Source organism: Corynebacterium sp. ACRPZ, assembly GCF_022346205.1.
GTDB classification, from domain to species: domain Bacteria; phylum Actinomycetota; class Actinomycetes; order Mycobacteriales; family Mycobacteriaceae; genus Corynebacterium; species Corynebacterium lehmanniae.
Window position 1 is genome coordinate 143959 of the sequence record NZ_JAKRMR010000004.1, and the last position, 23291, is coordinate 167249.

General features: G+C 66.0%; 19 protein-coding genes and 4 tRNA genes. 21 read left to right on the forward strand and 2 right to left on the reverse strand.

Annotated elements, in window-relative coordinates:
• Positions 1-13 precede the first annotated feature (13 nt).
• The 8 genes from MHX64_RS04365 to rplA all read left to right on the forward strand — a co-directional run bounded on the left by MHX64_RS04365 (position 14) and on the right by rplA (position 3372).
• Positions 14-98, forward strand: a tRNA-Tyr gene (locus MHX64_RS04365).
• Between the two features lie 200 nt (positions 99-298).
• Positions 299-371: transfer RNA gene (locus tag MHX64_RS04370), tRNA-Thr, on the forward strand.
• Positions 372-410: 39 nt separating this feature from the next.
• A tRNA-Met gene (locus MHX64_RS04375) sits at positions 411-482 on the forward strand.
• Between the two features lie 64 nt (positions 483-546).
• Positions 547-622 (forward strand) — tRNA-Trp (locus MHX64_RS04380).
• 21 nt (positions 623-643) lie between these two features.
• Positions 644-961 carry a preprotein translocase subunit SecE gene (gene secE / locus MHX64_RS04385; RefSeq protein ID WP_181889763.1) on the forward strand — a complete coding sequence of 106 codons (318 nt, stop codon included), beginning with the start codon at positions 644-646 and terminating at the stop codon, positions 959-961.
• A gap of 115 nt (positions 962-1076) precedes the next feature.
• A complete protein-coding gene (gene nusG, locus MHX64_RS04390) occupies positions 1077-2000 on the forward strand; it encodes a transcription termination/antitermination protein NusG (protein ID WP_239355884.1) in 924 nt (307 codons plus the stop codon).
• A 171-nt stretch (positions 2001-2171) separates the two neighbouring features.
• Entirely contained in the window at positions 2172-2600 is a 429-nt protein-coding gene (rplK, locus tag MHX64_RS04395) for a 50S ribosomal protein L11 (RefSeq protein ID WP_034997189.1), read from the forward strand.
• A 64-nt stretch (positions 2601-2664) separates the two neighbouring features.
• Entirely contained in the window at positions 2665-3372 is a 708-nt protein-coding gene (gene rplA, locus MHX64_RS04400; protein ID WP_239355883.1) for a 50S ribosomal protein L1, read from the forward strand.
• Between the two features lie 64 nt (positions 3373-3436).
• On the opposite strand, the gene MHX64_RS04405 is transcribed toward rplA, so the two are convergent.
• A complete protein-coding gene (locus MHX64_RS04405; RefSeq protein ID WP_239355882.1) occupies positions 3437-4519 on the reverse strand; it encodes an HNH endonuclease signature motif containing protein in 1083 nt (360 codons plus the stop codon).
• 173 nt (positions 4520-4692) lie between these two features.
• Between MHX64_RS04405 and MHX64_RS04410 the strand changes: the two genes are divergently transcribed.
• From MHX64_RS04410 to MHX64_RS04465, 13 genes are all read left to right on the forward strand, one after another.
• A complete protein-coding gene (locus tag MHX64_RS04410) occupies positions 4693-5637 on the forward strand; it encodes a choice-of-anchor M domain-containing protein (RefSeq protein WP_181890046.1) in 945 nt (314 codons plus the stop codon).
• Positions 5634-7133, forward strand: coding sequence for an anchored repeat ABC transporter, substrate-binding protein (locus MHX64_RS04415; RefSeq protein ID WP_239355880.1), 1500 nt, complete (start codon positions 5634-5636; stop codon positions 7131-7133). Before MHX64_RS04410 ends, MHX64_RS04415 begins: the two co-directional genes overlap by 4 nt.
• Entirely contained in the window at positions 7130-7984 is an 855-nt protein-coding gene (locus MHX64_RS04420) for a choice-of-anchor M domain-containing protein (protein WP_239306522.1), read from the forward strand. The genes MHX64_RS04415 and MHX64_RS04420 overlap by 4 nt, the downstream gene beginning before the upstream one ends.
• Positions 7981-8733, forward strand: coding sequence for an anchored repeat-type ABC transporter ATP-binding subunit (locus MHX64_RS04425; protein ID WP_239355879.1), 753 nt, complete (start codon positions 7981-7983; stop codon positions 8731-8733). Before MHX64_RS04420 ends, MHX64_RS04425 begins: the two co-directional genes overlap by 4 nt.
• Positions 8726-9595: an anchored repeat-type ABC transporter permease subunit gene (locus MHX64_RS04430; RefSeq protein WP_269952415.1), complete on the forward strand. Its 870-nt coding sequence runs from the start codon at positions 8726-8728 to the stop codon at positions 9593-9595. Before MHX64_RS04425 ends, MHX64_RS04430 begins: the two co-directional genes overlap by 8 nt.
• Entirely contained in the window at positions 9592-11865 is a 2274-nt protein-coding gene (locus MHX64_RS04435) for a choice-of-anchor M domain-containing protein (RefSeq protein WP_239355878.1), read from the forward strand. Before MHX64_RS04430 ends, MHX64_RS04435 begins: the two co-directional genes overlap by 4 nt.
• Before the next feature lie 52 nt (positions 11866-11917).
• A complete protein-coding gene (locus tag MHX64_RS12055) occupies positions 11918-12151 on the forward strand; it encodes a colicin E3/pyocin S6 family cytotoxin (protein WP_181889771.1) in 234 nt (77 codons plus the stop codon).
• Positions 12144-12365 (forward strand): hypothetical protein, encoded by a 222-nt coding sequence (locus MHX64_RS04440; protein WP_239355877.1) that lies wholly within the window; start codon positions 12144-12146, stop codon positions 12363-12365. The genes MHX64_RS12055 and MHX64_RS04440 overlap by 8 nt, the downstream gene beginning before the upstream one ends.
• 301 nt (positions 12366-12666) lie before the next feature.
• Positions 12667-13188 (forward strand): 50S ribosomal protein L10, encoded by a 522-nt coding sequence (rplJ, locus tag MHX64_RS04445; RefSeq protein WP_239306526.1) that lies wholly within the window; start codon positions 12667-12669, stop codon positions 13186-13188.
• 52 nt (positions 13189-13240) lie between these two features.
• Positions 13241-13630, forward strand: coding sequence for a 50S ribosomal protein L7/L12 (gene rplL, locus MHX64_RS04450; RefSeq protein ID WP_181889774.1), 390 nt, complete (start codon positions 13241-13243; stop codon positions 13628-13630).
• A gap of 91 nt (positions 13631-13721) precedes the next feature.
• The gene (locus tag MHX64_RS04455) at positions 13722-14660 is read left to right on the forward strand and encodes a DUF3068 domain-containing protein (protein ID WP_239355876.1); all 939 of its coding nucleotides are present in this window, start codon (positions 13722-13724) and stop codon (positions 14658-14660) included.
• Positions 14661-14954: 294 nt separating this feature from the next.
• Positions 14955-18452, forward strand: a complete 3498-nt coding sequence (locus MHX64_RS04460) for a DNA-directed RNA polymerase subunit beta (RefSeq protein WP_239355875.1) — start codon at positions 14955-14957, stop codon at positions 18450-18452.
• Positions 18453-18536: 84 nt separating this feature from the next.
• Positions 18537-22535 (forward strand): DNA-directed RNA polymerase subunit beta', encoded by a 3999-nt coding sequence (locus tag MHX64_RS04465; RefSeq protein WP_239355874.1) that lies wholly within the window; start codon positions 18537-18539, stop codon positions 22533-22535.
• A 99-nt stretch (positions 22536-22634) separates the two neighbouring features.
• Here MHX64_RS04465 and MHX64_RS04470 read toward each other — a convergent pair whose 3' ends face one another.
• A complete protein-coding gene (locus MHX64_RS04470; RefSeq protein ID WP_239355873.1) occupies positions 22635-23255 on the reverse strand; it encodes a DUF1707 domain-containing protein in 621 nt (206 codons plus the stop codon).
• Positions 23256-23291 lie beyond the last annotated feature (36 nt).

Sequence of the window (23291 nt, forward strand, 5' to 3'; positions counted from 1 at the left end):
TTTGAACGTGCTCGCCAGGTTGCCCGAGCGGCCAAAGGGAGCGGACTGTAAATCCGCCGGCATTGCCTTCAGAAGTTCGAATCTTCTACCTGGCACCACACACAAACCCCGTCGGTTTCACCGGCGGGGTTTCGTCGTTAAGCAATTGCTTCACGACGCCTAAAGTGCGCACCGTAACCGCCTAAAAAACCCGCAACTGCCTGGCGATTTGTGTTTGAAAACAACATCAGGTTAATCTTTCCAAGGCTTCAACGGAGCGGGTCAGAGCGAAAGCGAAGATCCACAACACAGAGGCTGTGCCCCCTTAGCTCAGTCGGCAGAGCGTTTCCATGGTAAGGAAAAGGTCGACAGTTCGATTCTGTCAGGGGGCTCTGTTGTTTGCTAGGGCCTTTTGGCCCGGCGAGCACCAGGGCGGTGTAGCTCAGTGGTAGAGCAAGCGACTCATAATCGCTGTGTCGAGAGTTCAATTCTCTCCATCGCTACTCACCTCAAACGGGAGCTGAAAGGTGACCGTGGTAGGGTTAGGCGCACTTGAACGAGTGCCCTAGGGGCGTGGCGCAATTGGTAGCGCAACGGTCTCCAAAACCGTAGGTTGCAGGTTCGAGTCCTGTCGCCCCTGCCAAAACAACCTGGAGGAGTTTTTGTGACTAACCCCAACGGTCAAAACCCCGCACAGCCGACCGGCAAGCGTCAGCTGCGTGGGGCTTCTCCCGTTTCCTCCGAGGGCTACGAAGCGAAGCGTGCCCCCGTCGCCGACGACGCGGACGAGAAGGACGGCTCCAGCGTCGCCGCCTTCCCGGGTGAAGTCGTCTCCGAGATGAACAAAGTCATCTGGCCGACCGGCAAGCAGATGCTCAACTACACCCTCATCGTGTTCGCGTTCCTGATCGTGCTGACCATCTTCGTGTGGGGCACCGACGCGCTGGCATCCTGGCTGATTCGCTGGATCTTCATCCGCTAGGTACAATTCAACGCGCACAAACTTTTCCCGCCGCCTCGGACGCCGAGGAGGGCGGGATAATTTTTGCCCCGGTACCCTGGGGCGCACACGTTTCGACGGATGAGGAGACACACCCATGACTGAGGCAAACAAAGACGTTGAAGGCGCAATCGAGAACAACGAGCAGGAAATGATCGACGAGGGCGCGCCCGTGCAGCCGTCCACCGACCCGGCCCTGAACGGCGGCGACGACGACCCGGCCGGCACCGAAGGCGGTGACTCCTCCGACGAGGAGAGCGACAGTAGCGCCGACGCCGCAGCCGAGGGCGCGGTGGAGGAGCCGGTCCAGGAGACCGACCTGAACACCATCGAGGCCGCCGAGGGCGACACCGGCGCCGAGGCAGACGCCGATTCCGACAGCGAGTACAAGCGCCGCCTGCGCGAGTACACCCGCGAGCTGAAGAAGCAGCCGGGCGACTGGTACATCATCCAGTCCTACTCCGGCTACGAAAACAAGGTAAAGACCAACCTGGAGATGCGCTCCCAGACCCTCGAGGTCGAGGACTCCATCTACGAGGTTGTCGTGCCCATCGAGCAGGCCATCGAGAACAAGGACGGCAAGAAGAAGCTGGTCAAGCGTAAGCTTCTGCCGGGCTACGTGCTCGTGCGCATGGACATGAACGATGCTGCCTGGTCCGTGGTCCGCGAGACCCCGGGTGTGACCTCGTTCGTGGGCAACGAGGGTAATGCGACGCCGGTGAAGCACCGGGACGTCGCAAAGTTCTTGCTTCCCAAGTCCGCCGCAACCGGCGCGAAGCCGGAGGTCAACGCCGAGGGCGAGACCGTCGTGGCGATGCCGGAGGAAGAGGCGCCGAAGAAGCTCGCGCACGACTACAAGGTTGGCGAGGCTGTCACGATCCTCTCCGGCGCGCTGGCGAGCGTGTCCGCCACCATCAACGCGATCGACCCGGAGACCGGCAAGATCGAGGCGCTGGTGTCCATCTTCGGCCGCGAGACCCCGGTGGAGCTGACCGCCGACCAGATCGAGCGCATCATGTAGGAGCGTTTTGCTTCTCGACGTCCTCACGGCGTATCCTAATTCGTCGCGCGTGCACGCACGCGCGACGTTTTCAATTCTTGTAAATCCCCGGTGGCTGGGTCTACCCCCGGCATCCGGAAGCCCCGCGGCAGCTCATCGTGGCTGCGGGTGCTGTAACTAGGAGGTACTGCGATGGCAAAGAAGAAGGTCACCGGCCTGATCAAGCTGCAGATCGAAGCAGGCATGGCCAACCCGGCCCCGCCGGTCGGTCCGGCCCTGGGTGCGCACGGCGTCAACATCGTCGAGTTCACCAAGGCCTACAACGCCGCAACCGAGTCCATGCGCGGCAACATCGTGCCGGTGGAGATCACGGTCTACGAAGACCGCTCCTTCGACTTCATCCTGAAGTCCCCGCCGGCAGCGTCGCTGCTGCTGAAGGCTGCAGGCCTGAAGAAGGGCTCCGGCGTCCCGCACACTGACAAGGTTGGCAAGGTCACCTGGGAGCAGTGCAAGGAGATCGCCGAGACCAAGAAGAACGACCTCAACGCCCGCGACATCGAGGCAGGTGCTGCGATCATCGCTGGTACCGCCCGTTCCATGGGTATTGACGTCGAGAAGTAAAAAGCTTCGCGTGGAAGGGCCTTTAGCCAGGCCCGCAAACCACAGCTCCTGAAAGGAACCCAACATGGCTAAGAAGTCCAAGCACTACATCGAGCAGCTGGCGAAGGTCGACCGCGACAGCTTCTACCACCCGCTCGACGCCGTCACGCTTGCGAAGGAGACCTCCTCCGACAAGTACGACGCAACCATCGACGTTGCAATGCGCCTGTCCGTCGACCCGCGCAAGGCCGACCAGATGGTTCGCGGCACCGTCAACCTGCCGCACGGCACCGGTAAGACCGTCCGCGTCGCTGTCTTCGCCGAGGGCGAGAACGCAACCAAGGCGCAGGAGGCTGGCGCGGACATCGTCGGCACCGACGAGCTGATCGAGCAGATCAACGCAGGCACCATCGACTTCGACGTGGCTATCGCTACGCCGGACCAGATGGCCAAGGTCGGCCGCGTCGCCCGCGTGCTGGGCCCGCGTGGTCTGATGCCGAACCCGAAGACCGGCACCGTCACCCCGGACGTGGCTAAGGCTGTCGCCGACTCCAAGGGCGGCAAGATCGCCTTCCGCGTGGACAAGGCGTCCAACCTGCACGCCATCATCGGCAAGGCGTCGTTTACCCCGGAGCAGCTCGCTGAGAACTACGGCGCGCTGCTCGACGAGGTCATCCGCCTGAAGCCGGCGTCCGCCAAGGGCATCTACCTGAAGAAGATCACCGTCTCCGCTACCCAGGGCCCGGGTGTTCCGGTGGACACCTCCGTGGAGAAGAACTACGCCACCAAGTAGTTCGTCTTCTTTCGCGCGCGCCGAATCGCCGTCGTCCGTTGTTGGGCGGCGGCGTTTCGCGTTGTTAGGGCAGGGGTGTGCTTCGGGGTCCGAAGAGTTGGTCGAGTGCTCCGCGGTCGGTGTTTCTCAGGTGGTATCCCCGCGGTGAGATCCACCAGGGTGCGCCTCTGATCATGGTGATGCGGCCGCGGCTCTTGCGCCAGGGGTCGTCGTCGTTGACCCGGTTGTGGTAGCGGCACAGCGGCACGAGGTTGTTCATGTTGGTGTAGCCGCCGTGTTTCCACGCATCCACGTGGTGGATCTCGGAGCCCAACGCCCCGTGCCTGCAGCCTGGGAAGGCGCACACGGGTGAGACCATGCAGGCGAGGTCGCGTTGTTTCTGGTTGGCGAAGCGCTCGGTGTCGTAGAGGTTCACCGCGCCTTCCTCCGGGTGGAAGGCGGCAACCTCCAAGGTGTCGCCGAACTCTTGCTGCATGTACTCCGCCCCGGTCATGGTGGTGCCGTCAGTCAAGGTGAGGATGACGTCGTCGCCGTCACCCGCCATGATGCGCGCGTGCTCCGAAATCGGCACCATCACGATCGGGCGTGGTGCCGCGGCGACGACCCCGCCGGTTTTGCCTTCGACGATGCGCCAAAACGCCTCCTCCATCTGGGCTGCGGCCGGCTGTGTGGCGTCGATGTCTTGGCGCAGGCGGTGCTCGAGGTCTGCGGCTTTGCGGTCGGTGGTGTCGATGGTGATGCGCGCCCGGCCGTTTCTCGGTGCGGAGAACGCGACCTGTTGCTTTTTCGGGGTGTCATCGTCGCGGGGCACCAGCTCTCGTGCGGCGCGTTCGATCGCGCGGTATCCGCCGGTGACGTCCAGCAAGGCGAGGCGCAGCCGCCACCGCTCACCAAGATCTTTCACGCCCCCGACGCGGCGTTCGATCAGCGCGAGCTCGTCCAGGGAGAACCCGCGGGCCTTCTGTGCTGCCACAGCTTGTTTGCGGGTGAACTTGGTCGGCCCGTAGTACACCTTCTGCATTGCGTCCCACGCCCGTGCCCGATCCGGCGCCATCCCGGCGCCCAGCGCAACAGACAGGTCGAAGTGCCGCAGTGTCTCCATGGATGCTGCGGCCATCGCCTGAATGAATGCGTCGAACGGGTTCATGCCACGAACACTAAACACAACGCAACCCCACACAACCCCCGAACCGAAATCTGTGGACAACTCGCCACACCAGCCCCAAAGTTGTCCACAGCCGGGGAAGACCCTTGCGTTTTCCCCGTGATGGGGGTAGCGTTCCCGCGCCAAACGCTATTGAAACTAATCTCCATTAAGTGTTGAAAAAAGTTTTCATTAGCTTGGCGGTGTTTCTACTCGCGTTGCTTGGCGTCACCCCAGCAAGCGCACAGGTTGAACGCCTGGATCGCGGCCACATCGACGCGTTCAACGTCACCGCGGACGGCGGCGAGCTCACCCTGGACCTGAAGGAGGACGCCACCGGCACCCACGTGCGGAGGGCGCCGGAAGACGTGGAGTTAGTCGTCGGCAAGGATGCGTACACCGATCGCACCGCCGAGGTCCCGGAGATCGGCAAGGCCGGATACCTGCTGCCGCAGACGCAGCGCTCGGATCTGATTTGGCCGGGTTGGGACACGCAGGGCGCGCGCGATGTCGGCGCGATTGACCTGGAGTTCGTCGAGGTCACCGGCCCCGGCGAGGTGTACCTGTTCCAGACGGGCAGCTTCGGCTCGCTGGATGCGGTGCTTGAGGGCGGTGCGACGCGTTTGGAATCCGGTGCGGTCATCGCCCAGGAAGAGCCGGCGCACGTGCACGCGAACTGGCTGTTCACCGCGCCCGGCACCTACCAGATGCGCGTTGTGGCGGAGGGCGGCGGCTCGAGCTCGAACGAGGCCACATACACCTGGGTTGTCGGCGACGGTGAAGCGGCGCCCGCAGCACCGGCGCAGGCGACAACTTCTGAGGCGAGCGCAACGTCAGCCGCACCCGCAGCACCTGCGGCGCCGGCGAGCAAGGCGTCGACAAGCTCGGCCCCGAAGCAGGCTCCAAAGCAAGCCCCGAAGCAAGAAGCCAAGCCGGCCCCGGCCGAAGCTCAGCCCCAACCGGAGCCCGAGCAGCGCCCTGACGCTCTCGCGGAGACCGGTACGACGGTGATGACTGTCCCGTTCGCGGTCCTCGGCCTCGGCGTGGCGGTGTTTGGCGCGGCGATGTGCTGTCTGGACACGGCGTTGCGCCGCAAGCTGCTCGCGGGGGCGAAGCGGTGACGCGTGCGCGGGCGCTTGCCGCGTGCGCGCTCGCTGCCGGGCTCGCGGGGTGCGCGCAGGCTCCGGCGGAGGAGGGGCTGAACGTGGTGGCGTCGACAAGCATTCTTGCGGACGTCGTGCGCAACGTCGCCGGCGATAACGCCGAGGTCAAGACGCTGATGCGCCGCGGCGCCGACCCGCACTCGTACGAGCCGACGCTGCACAACACGCGCGATATCGCGTACGCGGACGCGGTGTTTACCAACGGGTTGTTGCTGGAGCCGCAGGCGCTGACCCGCACGATTGATGCGACGGCGCGCCCGCAGGCGCGGGTGGTGGCGCTGGCGGAGCAGACGCAGCGCTTCGGCTACGCGCCGATTCCGCTGGTGGAGGACGCGAGCCTGGACACGGTGTGGCTGGGGTTGCGGTTTGCGGCGGATCTGCCGCGCACGGCGGTGGCGGAGCTTGAGCTTGTCGACGCCTCCGGCCCCGGCACCGCCTCCGCCTTCATCCTCGGCACCTTTGGCACCCCGGAGCTGCTGTTTGACTCCACGGGTGGCGCCACCACGCTGCCAGTGGACGCGCACACCCACGTCAGCTGGGCTTTTTCCGCCCCCGGCGTGTACGAACTGAAGCTTCGCGCCTCAGTGCGCGACGCGGTGGACGCGCCGGTGCGCAGTCAGACGGAGCAGACGGTCACCCTCGTGGTGGGGCAGGACCCGGCCCAGGCCGCCCCGGGCAAGCATGCGGTGGAGCGCGGGCACGTGGACATCGCCACGGTCGCCGACAACGACAACACGCAGCTGACCCTGCGCACGGACGACGAGGGCGACCTGGACCCCGCGGGCACGGTGGTCGTGGTGCCCTCGAAGACGCTGCAGCCGATCCCGCCGCAGCGCGAGTTCCGCTTTCTCGGCGACCCGGGCGAGGAGACGTACCTGCTGCCGCAGGCGGTGCTGGGCCGCCACGTCCACGGCGAGCTGGATCCGCACATCTGGCACGACCCGGCCGCGATGGATGCGGTGGTGCAGGTGGTGCGCGACGAGCTGTCCGCGGCGGATCCGCGCCACGCCAGCGCGTACGCCGACAACGCGGAGCGCTACCGCGCTCAGCTCAAGCAGGTGGCGCAGGAGGTGCGCGAACAGTTCGACCAGGTCCCGGAGACCAACCGCAACCTGGTCACCACCCACCACGGCTACGCCTACCTGGCGCGCGCCTACGGGCTGCGCGTGGCCGGGTTTGTCACCCCGAATCCGAGCGTGGAGCCGAGCCCGCGCGATCTGATGGCGTTGTCGCGCACGCTGGACAACCTGGGCGTGCCGGCCGTGTTCGTCGAGCACGGCGAGGAAGACGAAACGCCCGTTTTGAACGAAACCGCTGCCTCGCACGGGGTTGAGGTGTGCCCGATCTGGGGCGACACCTTGGACCCGCCGGGGGAGGGGCCTGCGCAGACGTATGTGGATCTGGTGCGGGCCAATGGGGCGTCGATAAGCAAATGTTTGAAAGGACAACCATGAAGATTCCCGCCATTATCACCGCCGCAATGATCGCGGCCGCACCCGTCGCTGCCGCGCAGGTGCCGGACAACGACCCGGCGTTGCAGCAGGTCGTCGGCGCCGACGAACAGGTCGCCCCGCTGGGCGAGCGCGCCGTCATCGACGCCGGTCACGCGGACCTGGGGCCCGTCTTCGCCGACGGAAAAATGCAGTTCCTGGTGCGCGACGACACGCAGGACACGCCCGTGTGGCGCCACCTCGAGGACGTGGTCTTCGCCGTCGGCGACGGCGCGAAGCAGACCCTGCCGGAGACCGACCAGTTCGCGTTCACCGGCGCGAAGCCGGGGGCCGAGGTGTGGGTGATCCCGCAGACCGAGGTCGCCGGCGTGCCGTGGCTGGGGTGGAACTCGCAGGCGCCATCGCTTCTGGAACGCTCCGCCAACGGGATGAGCCTGGAGTTCGGCGGACACGAGGGCCCGGGCCAGTTCTCCCTGTTTGTCCAGCCCGGCGGGTTCCACGAGCCGCAGCAGCTGTGGAACGAGCAGGAGCCCGGCACGCAGTCGATGTGGGTGGAGCCGAACACGCACACCCACGCCAACTGGGTGTTCACCGAGCCGGGCGCTCACCTGGTGGGGGTGCGCGCGACGGTGGAGGACCAAGACGGCACCGTGCACACCGACGAGCAGGTCGTGCGCATCGCCGTGGGTGTTGACCCGGCGGAGGCGGCGGATGCCCAGTTCGGTGAGTTTCGGGCTGAGGGGCAGGCTGGCGCGGAGCAGCAGAACAACGGCCTGAAAATCGGACTGCTGGCGGGTGCGGGCGTGCTGCTTCTCGCCTTGATTGCGCTGTTTGTTGTGCGGGGCCGCCGATGAGAAGGATTGAGGTGCGCGACCTGGCGGTGTCGTATCCGGGCCGCGACGTGTTCCGCGGGGTGGACCTCACGCTGCGCGGCGGCGAGTTCGTCGGCCTGCTCGGGCCAAACGGCGCGGGCAAGACCACCCTCATGCGCGCGGTGCTGGGCCTTATCCCCGCGGACGCGGGGACGGTCTCCGCTGGCAGGCGTCCGGTGCGCAAGGTGGTGGGGTACGTGCCGCAGGCGCACAACGTGGCCTGGGATTTCCCCATCGACGTCTATGACGCCACGCTCAACGCCACCCTGGGCCAGCGCCCGTGGTGGCACCGCGCTGGCGAGCGCGAGCACCGCGCCGCCGAGCGAGCTTTGGCGATGGTCAATCTGACCGACCTGGCCGCGCGCCCAATCCACGACCTGTCCGGCGGCCAGCGCCAGCGTGTGCTCATCGCGCGCGCCCTGGTGCGGCGACCGGGCATGCTGCTTCTCGACGAACCGTTTACCGGCCTGGACATCCCCACCACCGAGCATCTGCTGCGGCTGTTCCGCCGCCTGGTGGACCGGGGGCTCGGCGTTGTCATGTCCACCCACAACATCGCCGAGGCCATCGATTCCTGCGACCGCTTGGTGCTGTTCAACCGCGGTGTCGTCGCCGATGCCGCGACGCATGAGCTTAACGACGACGCCCCGTGGACCCGCACCTTCTCCGTCGACGAGGATTCGCCGTGGCTGCGCGGCGTGCGAGCGCATTTGGAGGCTACCCGTGCCTGAGATTTCGTTTGTGCAATTCCTGGCCGACATGGCCAACCCCCAGCTGGCGTTTCTGCCGCGCGCGCTGGCGGCCGCGGTAATCGCGGCGGTGCTGTGCGCGGTGGTGGGCTGTTTTGTGGTGCTGCGCGGCATGGCCTTTATCGGCGACGCGGTGGCGCACGCCGTCTTTCCGGGCATCGCGGTGGCGTTTGCGTGGCAGGTCTCCGTGCTGCTGGGCGGGGCGGTGGCCGGCGCGATCGTCGCGGTGTTGATCGCGGTGATGTCGCAGCGGCGCACCATTAAAGAGGACTCCGTGATCGGCATCGTGTTCACCGCCGCGTTCGCCTTCGGCCTGGTGGTGATCTCCCGTGCGGAGGGCTACACCGCCTCCGTCAGCTCGTTCCTGTTCGGCTCGCTGACGGGCGTCAGCTCCGCCACACTGGCCGTCCACGCCGTCGCCGGCGCGCTGATCGTGGCCGTGGTGGTGGCGCTTCGCCCGTGGCTCACAGCGGTGGCACTGGACCGGGAGACCGCCCGGGCGATGAACCTGCCGGTCGCCGCGCTGGATCTGGCGCTGTACCTGTGCGTGACTTTTGCAGTGGTGCTGGCGGTGCAGACGGTGGGCAACATCCTGGTGGTGGCCCTGCTGATCACCCCGGCCGCCGCGGCGCGCCTGTTCACGGACAAGCTGGGCGCGATGATGTGCATCGCCGCCGCGTTCGGCGTGGCCGGCAGCGTGATGGGGGTGTGGCTGGCGTGGTCCTACGACTCGCCCACGGGCGCGACCATCGTTTTGGCCGTGACCGCCATCTTCGCGCTGAGCTGGCTGTTCGCCCCGAAGCGCGGTGCGCTGGCCGGCTGGCTTCAGGGGGTGAAACGGTGAAGCGATTCGTCGCAGCAGCAGCCGCAGCAGTGCTCACGCTCGTGGCCGCGCCGCTGGCGCAGGCCTCGGAGCACAACCCCGGCGACCCGGGCCACAGCGTGGAACTGGGGAAGATCGACCACCCGTGCGCCGGGCGCAAACTGCTCTACCACTCCCACAACGACGCGCTCTACGGCACCTACAAAAACGACAAGCTCACCGTGATGGCAGTGGACGGCCAGCAGGTCACCGACCAGGAAAAGGTTTGCTTCCGCCTCGCCCCGGACGCGGATGCCGACGGCAACGACGTGTCCACCTTGACCGTGCCTGAGGACGGCTCCTTGGACTTCCTCGGCGAGCCCGGCAGCACCGTGTGGGCCGCGCCGCAGTCCGCGGACTGGACCGACAGCTGGCGGCCCATCTGGTCGGGCCTGGGCGCGTTCGACCCCGCGCACGAGGCGGGCGACATCCCGGACAACTTCGTCGACGACGTCATGCACTTCGACCTGGTGGAGATGGACGGCCCCGGCGACGTCAACGTGTTTTTCTCCTCGCGCGTGGGTGACCCGGAGCGGCTGTTTAGCTCCGCAGACGAGGACATGCGCACCATCACCTACGACGTCGGCGGCCACGGCCACTTCACCTGGACATTTTCCGAACCAGGCATCTACGAGATGACCTGGCAGGGCCGCGCCGAGCTCAAAGGCGGCGGGGTGGAGCGCTCCGAGCCGGTGACCCAGTACTGGCTCGTCGGCGACGACACCACCGTCGGCCTCCCCGAGGGCACCACCACCGACCTGCGCACCCCCAACACCACGGAGGAAACCACCACCGCCAGCCCGACGACGAGCGCGAAGCCGTCGCCGAAGCCCGCGCCGCGGCCCACGTCGCGGCCCACGTCGCCGCCCACGTCGCCGCCCACGTCGCCGCCCACGTCCACGACCGCGCCAACGCCCACGAGCACCGGTTCCGCCGCGGCCGAGGACCGGCGCAAGCTCATCGAGGCCGGACATATGGATATGGCGTTGGTGGCCGAAGGGTCGTCGATAGGCGCAATGCTTATCGACGACTCCGACCCCCACAACCAGGCCAAACGCGAATCCGGCAGCTTCATTTTCGCCGTGCCCGACGCGGCCAAGAAGACGCTGCCGGAAGGCGCGCGCGAAAGCTTCCCGGAGCCGCCTGAGGCGATGTGGATCCTGCCGCAGGCGCAGGAGAAGAACCTGCCTTGGCTGGGTTTTTCCACCACCCGGGTGGGTGCCGACGCGCTGTCGCAAGGTTCGAAGGTCACAGTGTCCATGCGCGACGTGTCCGGGCCCGGTCGCATCTACACCTGGCACGAGGACCTGCGGGGTTTGCGCGTGGAGCTGGACTCCGGCGACGCCTCCAAGCAACTTGAGTACCCGGTCAACGCGCACGACCACCAAGGCTTCGGGTTCACCGAACCCGGCGTGTACACCGCCACGTTCACCTTCGCCGGCACGTCCGCCTCCGGCGAGGACTTCTCCGAGGACCTGGTGGCCACCTTCGCCGTGGGCGACGAGGCCGTCGCCGCCGCACGCGACGGCCGCCTCGGCGACGCCGGCGCTGCGGCTAGTGCCGGCAAGGGCAAGCTCACGCTGCCAGGCGCGCTGGCGGAGGGCATCCGCTCGCTGGAAAAGGAGCTGAAGAAGGCCGGCGACACGCTCGCGCCGCTGGCGCGCAAGACCAACGACGGCGGCAAAGGCGGTTCAGGGGCTGTTTCGACGCTGGCAACGCCGGCGGCGCCGGCCCAGGCCGCTCACGCCCAGCAACCGGTACCCGCCCAGGCTGCGCCGGCTCAGGCTGAGCCGGCTCAGGCTGCGCCGGCTCGTGCAGCGGAGCCATCCTCCGCGAAACCGGCGGCGCAGGCGCAGCGCGCGCCGGAACGCAGTCGAGCCAGCAAACCCTCAAGCAAGCCCAGCAACCAGCAAACCAGTAAAAGCAAGCCCAGCGCCGACTCCCGGGAAGACTTCAAGTCCTCGAAGCCCGCGAGGTCCACCAGCAGCCCTGCAACGTCTGAAGCCCCAGCCTCGCCGGACGATTACGCTCCGTCGCGCAACCCCGCCGGCGGAAGCCGCACCGGGATCCACTCGTCGCTCGACGCAGCCGGCGCGCAGCCAGACAGCCAGGCGGCGGACACGTCGCCGACCGCGGGCGGATTCTGGGCGGGCCTCGCCATTGGCGTGGGCGTCATGGCGCTGATCGGCGGTTGCGTCCTGTTCGTCGTGGCGGCGAGATTGCTGCGGAAGGTGGAGCGGAGCACGTCGTAAAGCAAGGGAACCGGAACTCTCTCCACAACGTCTAACGGGTGGGGAGGGAACTATGGCGAGCTATATTCCGCGGCCGAGGCCGGGATTCTTGGACAAACTGGAGCGGCTGAGTAGAAGCGGTCCGCCCAGGTGGCGTGATCTCAAAGAAAAGCGTCTCTTTGAGTATGACCCTTTACACGGCCACATTGAGGGCTATAACCTGCGGGGGATACATCTCGGCGTATTTGACGCGATCACCGGAGAAAAAATTGGAGAAGCCAAACGAGGGAGGAGGATCGATGTTTAAGACGTTTGTGGAACGCTGCCTGGAAGGCACCGCGCAGCCGGGCGACATCGATGACTGGGTGGATGCCTGGCACGAATCCGCCCCCGGAAGTGAGGATCTCACCCTCGACGAGTACCTCGGTTTCACTCCGGAAGAGGGCGCGATTTGGGCGCGCTACGGCTCTAGGCTCGGCGAGATCCTGGAGAACCGCCGCCGTAACCGCCAGCCCGCGTAACCGCGATTTGGTTAAACCCGCGTCCAGCCGCTAGCATTCCCTACCGAAGTTTGAACGGCCCGCAAAGGCCGAGCTCAAGTTTCACCGAAGACCGTCGGTTACTCTCGTGAGGGAGTCGAAGGTGCTCCACTTACGGGGCCGACCCACGCAGGAGAAACGCGGCACACTCCAACGTATGCCTCGTGCTTCTGCACGGGGCATTTTTGCTTATAGACGTCAGCTTCGCGCGAAGCGAACGTCGATAGGCAAGATGCTCCGGGCGGATTGAACAACATGAAGTTATCGGAAGGAGGCGTGTGTCATGGCAAACCCGAAGAACACTGCGGAACTTGCAGTTCTGAAGGAGAAGTTCGCTGAGGCGGATTCCCTCGTGCTGACTGAGTACCGTGGCCTGACCGTCGGCCAGCTGCAGCAGCTGCGCGGCGATATGGGCTTCGATGTCGAGTACCACGTCGCCAAGAACACCCTCATCAAGATCGCTGCAAACGAGCACGGTATTGAGGGTCTCGATGATCTTCTCACCGGCCCGACCGCCGTCGCGTTCATCAAGGGCGACGCTGCTGTCGACGCTGCGAAGGTGATGAAGAAGTTCAACAAGGACCACGACGCGTTCGTGATCAAGGGCGGCTACATGGACGGCAACGTCCTGGACGCTTCCCAGGTCGACGCTCTGGCCGAGATGGACAACCGCGAGACCACCCTTGCCAAGCTTGCTGGCGCATTCGAGGGCTCTTTGGCAAAGGCAGCCGGCCTGTTCCAGGCTCCGGCATCCAAGACGGCCCGCCTTGTCGCTGCACTGCAGGACAAGCAGGAAGCCGCATAAACACTCTTTTACATCCGGGCTGTAAACGCCCAACAACAGAAAGGAAGCCACAATGGCTAAGCTCACCAAGGACGAGCTCATCGAGCAGTTCAAGGAAATGACCCTCATCGAGCTCTCCGAGTTCCTGAAGGAGTTCGAGGAGGTCTTCGACGTGACCGCAGCCGCTCCGGTTGCTGTTGCAGCTGCAGGCGCTCCGGCCGCTGGCGGCGAGGCTGCCGCTGAGGAGAAGGACGAGTTCGATGTCGTTCTCGAGGACGCTGGCGACAAGAAGATCGGCGTGATCAAGGTTGTCCGCGAGCTGGTTCCGGGCCTGGGCCTGAAGGACGCCAAGGAAATGGTCGAGGGTGCTCCGAAGGCAATCCTCGAGGGCGCCAACAAGGACGACGCCGAGGCTGCCAAGACCAAGCTCGAGGAGGCTGGCGCAAAGGTCACCCTCAAGTAAGAGCTTTTTGCTTGACGACGACACCCCCGTCGCCGGTATCAACCGGCGGGCGGGGGTTTCGCGTGTTTGGGGTGCGGTAAAGTAACCCACCATGCTGCCCACTTCCCGCATTCTTTCCGTGTTGCTCGCCGGCGTCGGTGCTGCACTGGTGGTGGCGGGGCTGTTGGCGCCGAACGTGCTGCTTTCCGGCAACCGCCTGCCGTTGGCGCTGGGGGAGGCCACGTGGACCATCACGGACCCGAACGGCACCCGCGACGGCGAGGCGGCGCCGGTGACGCGCCAGCTGCACATGGAGATCCAGGAGCCGTCCGATTCCGACACGGCGAGCGTGCGCGTGGGCGACACGCTACGGGCGGGGGAGTCCGGCTCGGACTTCAACGACCTGCTCACGGCGTCGACGTGGTCGTACGCCGTGGATCGCGTCACGGGTGCCGCGACCGGGCCGGCGGAGGCGCTTTTGGTCATGGGTATGCCCGCAACGCAATTGCCTATCGACGGCGCGTGGTTGACCTTCCCCGCCCCAGCGACACAGGACACCGTCCAGGTCTTCGACCCGGTGCTGCGCGGCGCGGCGCCTGCGGAGTTCGCGGGTGAGGAAGAGATCGCCGGGCGCACGGTGTACCGCTACTCGCAGCACATCGCACCGACGAACGTGGCCATGCGCTACGCGGACCCGCGCAACACGCTCACGCTCGAGGACGACAACGGCGAGCCGCAGCGAACCTTCCTGCACCACGCCGCCGAGCGCGAGATCCTGGTGGACCAGGAGACCGGCGTTGTCGTGGGCATCGACGAGAAGGTGGACGACTACTACGCAGACGCCGAGGGCACCGGGGCGCAGAATGTGGTCACCTATGACGGGGTGATGGACCGGCAGGACGTCGAGAAGCTTGTGCAGAAGGTTGCTGACGCGCAGACCGCCGCTGCGGACCGCGGGCTGTGGCGCGTGCTGGCCTGGGTCGGTGCGGCGCTGACCCTTGCGGGCCTGGCGGGCGCGCTGCGGCCGGGGCGTGCGGCGCGTCGCGATTGACCGCGCGCGGTTGGCGGGTGGTAGGCTTCCGGCAGCAACCGCACGAGGCGCCCAGACGGCATCGGGCAGCCTTTACAAACGGGGGAGATTACTCTATGGTTATTCTTTGCGCTGGAAGCCGTCTCCAGTACGCATAGAGAGCCTTGTGCAACGGGAATGGAAAAACCCGATTTGACAAGGTGATTTTGTTGTCTCTGGGGGCGGGTCTTCCGAAGCAGACCGAATGCTAACTTATCCTGCGGAAACGCCACTGGGCCGCGAAGCCAGACGCGGTGCGGTGAGCCTCCGCCAGAGGTGCTGGAAGGACCCAACTTGGCAGTCTCAGACCAGACCATGAACATGGCTGATATCCCCGGGGCTCCCGAACGTTACTCGTTCGCGAAGATTAATGAGCCGATCACCGTCCCGGGGCTTCTTGATGTGCAGCTCGAATCCTTTGCGTGGCTCGTCGGCACGCAAGAGTGGCGCGAGCGCGAGCAGGCCAACCGCGGCGACGATGCACGCATCACGTCCGGCCTGGAGGACATCCTCGACGAGATCTCCCCGATCGAGGACTACTCCGGCAACATGAGCCTGACGCTGTCCGAGCCGCGCTTCGAAGACGTGAAGTACACGATCGACGAGTGCAAGGACAAGGACATCAACTACTCCGCGCCGCTGTACGTGACCGCGGAGTTCATTAACAACGACACGCAGGAGATCAAGTCCCAGACCGTGTTCATCGGCGACTTCCCGCTGATGACGGACAAGGGCACCTTCATCGTCAACGGCACTGAGCGTGTCGTCGTCTCGCAGCTGGTGCGCTCCCCGGGCGTGTACTTCGACGAGACCATCGACAAGTCCACGGAGCGCCCGCTGCACTCCGTGAAGGTCATCCCGTCGCGTGGCGCGTGGCTGGAGTTCGACGTGGACAAGCGCGACACCGTCGGCGTGCGCATCGACCGCAAGCGCCGCCAGCCGGTCACCGTGCTGCTGAAGGCACTGGGCTGGACCACCGAGCAGATCACGGAGCGCTTCGGCTTCTCCGAGATCATGATGTCCACCCTGGAAAACGACGGTGTGTCCAACACCGACGAGGCGCTGCTGGAGATCTACCGCAAGCAGCGCCCGGGTGAGCAGCCGACGCGCGACCTGGCGCAGTCGTTGCTGGAGAACTCCTTCTTCAAGGCCAAGCGCTACGACCTGGCCCGCGTGGGCCGCTACAAGGTCAACCGCAAGCTCGGCCTGGGCGGCGACCACGACGGTCTGATGACGCTGACCGAAGAGGACATCGCCACCACGCTCGAGTACCTCGTGCGCCTGCACGCCGGCGAGACCGAGATGACCTCCCCGGCCGGCGAGATCATCCCGATCAACACCGACGACATCGACCACTTTGGCAACCGCCGCCTGCGCACCGTGGGCGAGCTGATCCAGAACCAGGTCCGCGTCGGCCTGTCCCGCATGGAGCGCGTCGTGCGCGAGCGCATGACCACCCAGGACGCGGAGTCCATCACCCCGACGTCCCTGATTAACGTGCGCCCGGTCTCCGCGGCGATCCGCGAGTTCTTCGGCACCTCCCAGCTGTCGCAGTTCATGGACCAGAACAACTCCCTGTCCGGCCTGACCCACAAGCGTCGCCTGTCCGCGCTTGGCCCGGGCGGCTTGAGCCGTGAGCGCGCCGGCATCGAGGTGCGAGACGTGCACCCGTCCCACTACGGCCGCATGTGCCCGATTGAGACCCCGGAAGGCCCGAACATCGGCCTGATCGGCGCGCTGGCCACCTACGCGCGCGTGAACCCGTTCGGCTTTATTGAGACGCCGTACCAGAAGGTAGACGACGGCAAGCTCACCGGCCAGATCGACTACCTCACCGCCGATGAGGAAGACCGCTACGCCATCGCCGAGGCCGCGACCCCGATGGACAAGGACAACAACCTCACCGGCGAGCGCATCGAGGTCCGTCTGAAGGACGGCGACATCGGCGTCGTCGGCCCGCAGGGCGTCGACTACCTGGACATCTCCCCGCGTCAGATGGTGTCCGTCGCAACCGCGATGATTCCGTTCCTGGAGCACGACGACGCGAACCGTGCGCTGATGGGCGCCAACATGCAGAAGCAGGCTGTGCCGCTGCTGCGCGCCGAGTCCGCCTACGTGGCCACCGGCATGGAGCAGCGCGCCGCCTACGACGCTGGCGACACCGTCATCTCCAAGAAGGCCGGCGTGATTGAGAACGTCACCGGCGACTTCATCACCGTCATGGACGATGAGGGCGGCCGCGACACCTACATGCTGCGCACCTTCGAGCGCACCAACCAGGGCACCTGCTACAACCAGACCCCGATCGTCTCCGCGGGCGACCGCGTCGAGGCCGGCCAGGTCATCGCAGACGGCCCGGGCACCAAGAACGGCGAGATGGCGCTCGGCCGCAACCTGCTGGTCGCGTTCATGCCGTGGGAAGGCCACAACTACGAGGACGCCATCATCCTCAACCAGCGCGTGGTGGAGGAGGACATCCTCACCTCCGTGCACATTGAGGAGCACGAGATTGACGCCCGCGACACCAAGCTGGGCGCCGAGGAGATCACCCGCGAGATCCCGAACGTCTCCGAGGACGTGCTCAAGGACCTCGACGAGCGCGGCATCATCCGCATCGGCGCGGACGTGCGCGACGGCGACATCCTGGTGGGCAAGGTCACCCCGAAGGGCGAGACCGAGCTGACCCCGGAGGAGCGCCTGCTGCGCGCCATCTTCGGCGAGAAGGCCCGCGAGGTGCGCGACACCTCCCTGAAGGTGCCGCACGGCGAGCAGGGCAAGGTCATTGCTGTGCGCCGCTTCTCCCGCGAGGACGACGACGATCTGTCCCCGGGCGTCAACGAGATGATCCGCGTGTACGTGGCTCAGAAGCGCAAGATCCAGGACGGCGACAAGATGGCCGGCCGCCACGGCAACAAGGGTGTCGTGGGCAAGATCCTGCCGCAGGAAGACATGCCGTTCATGGCTGACGGCACCCCGGTGGACATCATCCTGAACACCCACGGTGTGCCGCGCCGTATGAACATCGGCCAGGTGCTGGAGATCCACCTGGGCTGGCTGGCCAAGGCCGGCTGGACCGTCAACCCGGACGACCCGGCAAACGCCAAGCTGCTGGAGACCCTGCCGGAGCACCTCTACGACGTGCCGGCTGATTCGCTCACCGCAACCCCGGTGTTCGACGGCGCGACCAACGACGAGATCGCAGGCCTCTTGGCAAACTCCAAGCCGAACCGCGACGGCGACGTCATGGTCGACGGCGAGGGCAAGACCACCCTGTTCGACGGCCGTTCCGGCGAGCCGTACAAGTACCCGGTTTCCGTCGGCTACATGTACATGCTCAAGCTGCACCACCTGGTGGACGAGAAGATCCACGCCCGTTCCACCGGCCCGTACTCCATGATTACGCAGCAGCCGCTGGGCGGTAAAGCCCAGTTCGGCGGCCAGCGCTTCGGCGAGATGGAGGTGTGGGCGATGCAGGCATACGGCGCCGCTTACACCCTGCAGGAGCTGCTGACCATCAAGTCGGATGACGTGGTGGGCCGCGTGAAGGTCTACGAGGCGATTGTCAAGGGCGACAACATCCCGGATCCGGGCATCCCGGAGTCCTTCAAGGTGCTGCTCAAGGAGCTGCAGTCCCTGTGCCTGAACGTGGAGGTCCTTTCCACCGACGGCACCCCGATGGAGCTCGACGGCGACGACGACGAGTTCGATCAGGCCGGCTCCTCGCTTGGCATCAACCTTTCCCGTGACGAGGGTGCAGCGGCGGATACCGCCTAAGCGCCAGGTAGCCGTCGTAAAGCTTTTGCTTTTCGACGGCACGACGAACGAACAGCACACATCTAGAAGAAAAGGAATTTTTACGTGTTTGACGTAAACCTCTTCGACGAGCTTCGCATCGGCCTGGCCACCGCCGACGACATCCGCCGTTGGTCCCACGGCGAGGTGAAGAAGCCCGAGACCATTAACTACCGCACGCTCAAGCCGGAGAAGGACGGCCTGTTCTGCGAGCGCATCTTCGGCCCGACCCGCGACTGGGAGTGCGCCTGCGGCAAGTACAAGCGCGTCCGCTACAAGGGCATCATCTGCGAGCGCTGCGGCGTCGAGGTGACCAAGTCCAAGGTGCGCCGCGAGCGCATGGGCCACATCGAGCTGGCCGCTCCGGTGACCCACATCTGGTACTTCAAGGGCGTTCCGTCCCGCTTGGGCTACCTGCTGGACCTGGCGCCGAAGGACCTCGAGCGCATCATCTACTTCGCGGCGAACATCATCACCTCCGTTGACGAGGAGGCGCGCCACAACGACATGTCCACCCTCGAGGCGGAGATGTTGATGGAGAAGAAGGATGTCGAGGACGACACCAACTCCGAGATCGCGGACCGCGCGCAGAAGCTGGAGGAGGACCTCGCAGAGCTCGAGGCTTCCGGCGCGACCGCCGCTGCCCGCAAGAAGGTGCAGAACGCTGCCGACAAGGAGATGCAGCACCTGCGCGAGGCCGGTGAGCGCGAGGTTGAGCGCCTCGACGAGATCTGGACCACCTTCCAGAAGCTCGCGCCGAAGCAGATGATCATCGACGAGAATCTCTACGAGGAGCTCGTTGACCGCTACGAGGACTACTTCACCGGCGGTATGGGCGCGGAGGCGATCCAGACCCTGATCCGCAACTTCGACCTCGACGCCGAGGCCGAGGAGCTGCGCGGCATCATCGCCGAGGGCAAGGGCCAGAAGAAAGTCCGTGCCCTGAAGCGCCTGCGTGTCGTCGCCGCGTTCCAGCGCTCCGGCAACGACCCGGCCGGCATGATCCTGGACGCGATCCCGGTGATCCCGCCGGAGCTGCGCCCGATGGTCCAGCTCGACGGTGGCCGCTTCGCCACCTCCGACCTGAACGACCTGTACCGCCGCGTGATCAACCGCAACAACCGTTTGAAGCGCATGATCGACCTGGGCGCGCCCGAGATCATCGTGAACAACGAGAAGCGCATGCTGCAGGAGTCCGTTGACGCCCTGTTCGACAACGGCCGCCGCGGCCGCCCTGTCACCGGCCCGGGCACCCGCCCGCTGAAGTCCCTGTCCGACCTGCTCAAGGGCAAGCAGGGCCGCTTCCGCCAGAACCTGCTGGGCAAGCGCGTGGACTACTCCGGCCGTTCCGTGATTATCGTTGGCCCGCAGCTGAAACTGCACGAGTGCGGTCTGCCGAAGCGCATGGCGCTCGAGCTGTTCAAGCCGTTCGTGATGAAGCGCCTGGTGGACAACGACTACGCGCAGAACATCAAGTCCGCCAAGCGCATGGTGGAGCGCCAGCGCCCCGAGGTGTGGGACGTGCTGGAAGAGGCGATTTCGGAGCACCCGGTGCTGCTCAACCGCGCACCGACGCTGCACCGCCTGGGTATCCAGGCCTTCGAGCCGAAGCTGGTCGAGGGTAAAGCCATCCAGCTGCATCCGCTGGCCTGTGAGGCGTTCAACGCCGACTTCGACGGCGACCAGATGGCAGTCCACCTGCCGCTGTCCGCAGAAGCGCAGGCCGAGGCCCGCGTGCTCATGCTGTCGTCGAACAACATCCTGTCCCCGGCATCCGGCAAGCCGCTGGCGATGCCGCGCCTGGACATGGTCACCGGCCTGTACTTCCTGACCATGGAGAAGGGCCCGCAGGAGATCGGCGGCGAGGGCGCGTACGCACCTGCCGACGACAACGGCCCGGCCCGTGGCGTCTACTCGTCCTACCGTGAGGCCATCATGGCCTACGACCTGGGCGTTTTGGGCTTGCAGGCTCCGATCAAGGTGCGCATCGACCACCTGCGTCCGACCCCGGAGATCGAGGCCGAGCAGTTCCCGGACGGCTGGGAAAAGGGCCAGGCCTGGATGACGGACACCACCTTGGGCCGCATCATGTTCAACGAGCTGCTGCCGTTCAACTTCCCGTACCAGGAAGGCGCCATGGTCCGCAAGGGCGGTGGCGGCGGCAAGGTGCTGCTGGGCGACATCATCCAGTCCATGGTTGAGAAGTACCCGATGATCACCGTCGCGCAGGTGCTGGACAAGATGAAGGATGCCGGCTTCTACTGGGCGACGCGTTCCGGCGTGACCATCTCCATGGCCGACGTGCTCATCCTCCCGAACAAGACCGAGGTCCTCGAGCAGTACGAGAAGGAAGCCGAGGCCATCGAGCGCAAGTTCTGGGAGAAGGGTGCGCTGACCGAGGAGAACCGCTACGACCGCCTGGTCGAGCTGTGGCAGGACGCCACCAACAAGGTGGGCCAGGCCGTGGAGGACCTGTACCCGGACGACAACCCGATTCCGATGATCGTGAAGTCCGGTGCCGCCGGTAACATGCGCCAGATCTGGACCCTGGCCGGCATGAAGGGCATGGTCGTGAACTCGCGTGGTGAGTACATCACCCGCCCGATCAAGACCTCCTTCCGCGAGGGCCTGTCCGTGATGGAGTACTTCAACAACTCCCACGGTTCCCGCAAGGGCCTGGCAGATACCGCGCTTCGTACCGCGGACTCCGGCTACCTCACCCGCCGTCTGGTGGACGTGGCGCAGGACGTCATCGTCCGCGAGGAGGACTGTGGCACCCGCCAGGGCGTCAAGGTTCCGGTTGCGGTCGAGGCCGGCGGTTCATTCGTGCGCCACGACCTAGTTGAGACCTCCGTGTCCGGCCGCGTCCTGGCCGCCGACGTCAAGGGCGCCGACGACAAGGTCATCGCCGAGGCCGGCACCGAGCTGACCGAGGAGCGTATCGACGAGCTCGTGGCCGCCGGTGTCACCGAGATCAAGGTCCGTTCCGTGCTGACCTGCCAGACCCCGACCGGTGTCTGCGCCAAGTGCTACGGCAAGTCCATGGCGTCCGGCCAGCTCGTGGACATCGGCGAGGCTGTCGGCATCGTGGCTGCGCAGTCCATTGGTGAGCCGGGTACGCAGCTGACCATGCGTACCTTCCACCAGGGCGGCGTCGGCGGCGACATCACCGGCGGTCTGCCGCGTGTGCAGGAGCTGTTCGAGGCCCGTGTGCCGAAGAACCGCGCCCCGATCGCATCCGTGGCGGGCACCATCTCGCTCGAGGACGAGGGCAATTTCTGGACCCTGACCATCCACCCGGACGACGGCTCCGACGTGGTGGTCTACGAGAAGCTGTCCAAGCGCCAGGGCCTGGCCCAGGTGCGCCGCCCGATGGAGTCCAACCCGGAGGCCATGATCGAGCGCGGCCTGCGCGAGGGCGACCACGTCGAGGTGGGCGAGCGTCTGCTCCGCGGCGCTGCCGACCCGCACGACGTGCTCGAGGTCCTCGGCCGCCGCGGTGTGGAAAAGCACCTGATCGACGAGGTCCAGGCTGTGTACCGCACCCAGGGTGTGTCCATCCACGACAAGCACATCGAGATCATCATCCGCCAGATGCTGCGCCGCGGCACCGTCATCGACTCTGGTTCCACCGAGTTCCTGCCGGGCACCCTGGTGGATCTGTCCGAGGCACGCCAGGTCAACGCCGCAGCTGTGGCGGACGGCGGCGAGCCGGCGGAGATGCGCTCCGAGATCATGGGCATCACCAAGGCCTCGCTGGCCACGGAGTCCTGGCTGTCGGCGGCCTCCTTCCAGGAGACCACCCGCGTGCTCACGGACGCCGCGATCAACAAGCGTTCCGACAAGCTGATCGGCCTGAAGGAGAACGTGATCATCGGCAAGCTGATCCCGGCCGGTACGGGTATTTCCCGCTACCGCAACATCCAGGTCAAGCCGACCGAGGCAGCGCGCTCCGCGGCGTACTCCATCCCGACGTTCGGCGACTCGATCTACGGCGACGAGGGCTACGGCGAGTTCACCGGCGCCTCCGTCCCGATGGACGAGTTCGGCTTCGAGGAGCTGTAACACCAGGCCCAGCATTCTGGCTTAGCTAGGTCTGCGTGAGAAACGCCCGGCTTCCCCGCGAAAGGGGAGACCGGGCGTTTTGCTTTTCGACGCCCCGCCCTACCGCACCCGTGCGCCGCGGGCCGCGCGCGTGATGCCCACGCCGCCCATCAGGGCGAGGCCGCGGACGCGGATCACGGGCGCGTCGGCAGGCAGCTGCGCGACGGAGACGGTGCAGGAGGGGTGGTCTTCCAACCCGAAGCCGCCCATGATGCCGATGCCGTCGTCGATCACGCGGACGTCTTCGGGCACGATGATGTCGATGCCGCCCATGATCGCCACGGCGTTGACCGTGGTTTCGTGCGCGGCGAACCGGGCTTCGCGCAGGTCGAGTGCGTTGCCGCCCATCAGGGTGAGGGAGGTGTGTGTCGGCGCCATGAGCCACTGGCCGGTGCGTTCGGACCCGCCCATGACTGACAGCGTGAATGCGGAACCGCCGCTTTCGCCGGTGACCAGCGCGTGGGATGGGGCAACTTCCCGGTCCGGGCGTTTGACGGGCGAGAGGTCCTCCACCAGGCCGGGAAGTTCGTCGGCGTAGGTGGCGGCGTAGAGGGCGCGGGAGCGTTCGTCGAACTCGGCCATGGTGATCTGCCCGTCGGCGAAGGCGTCTTGGAGGTGTTTGGCGGCGGTGTCGCGCTCTGCGTCGGAGGCGCGTTTGCGGGGCGGGGTGGGGTTGTCCATAACTTGGACAGTAGTTGCCGAAGGTGGCGTCGGCAG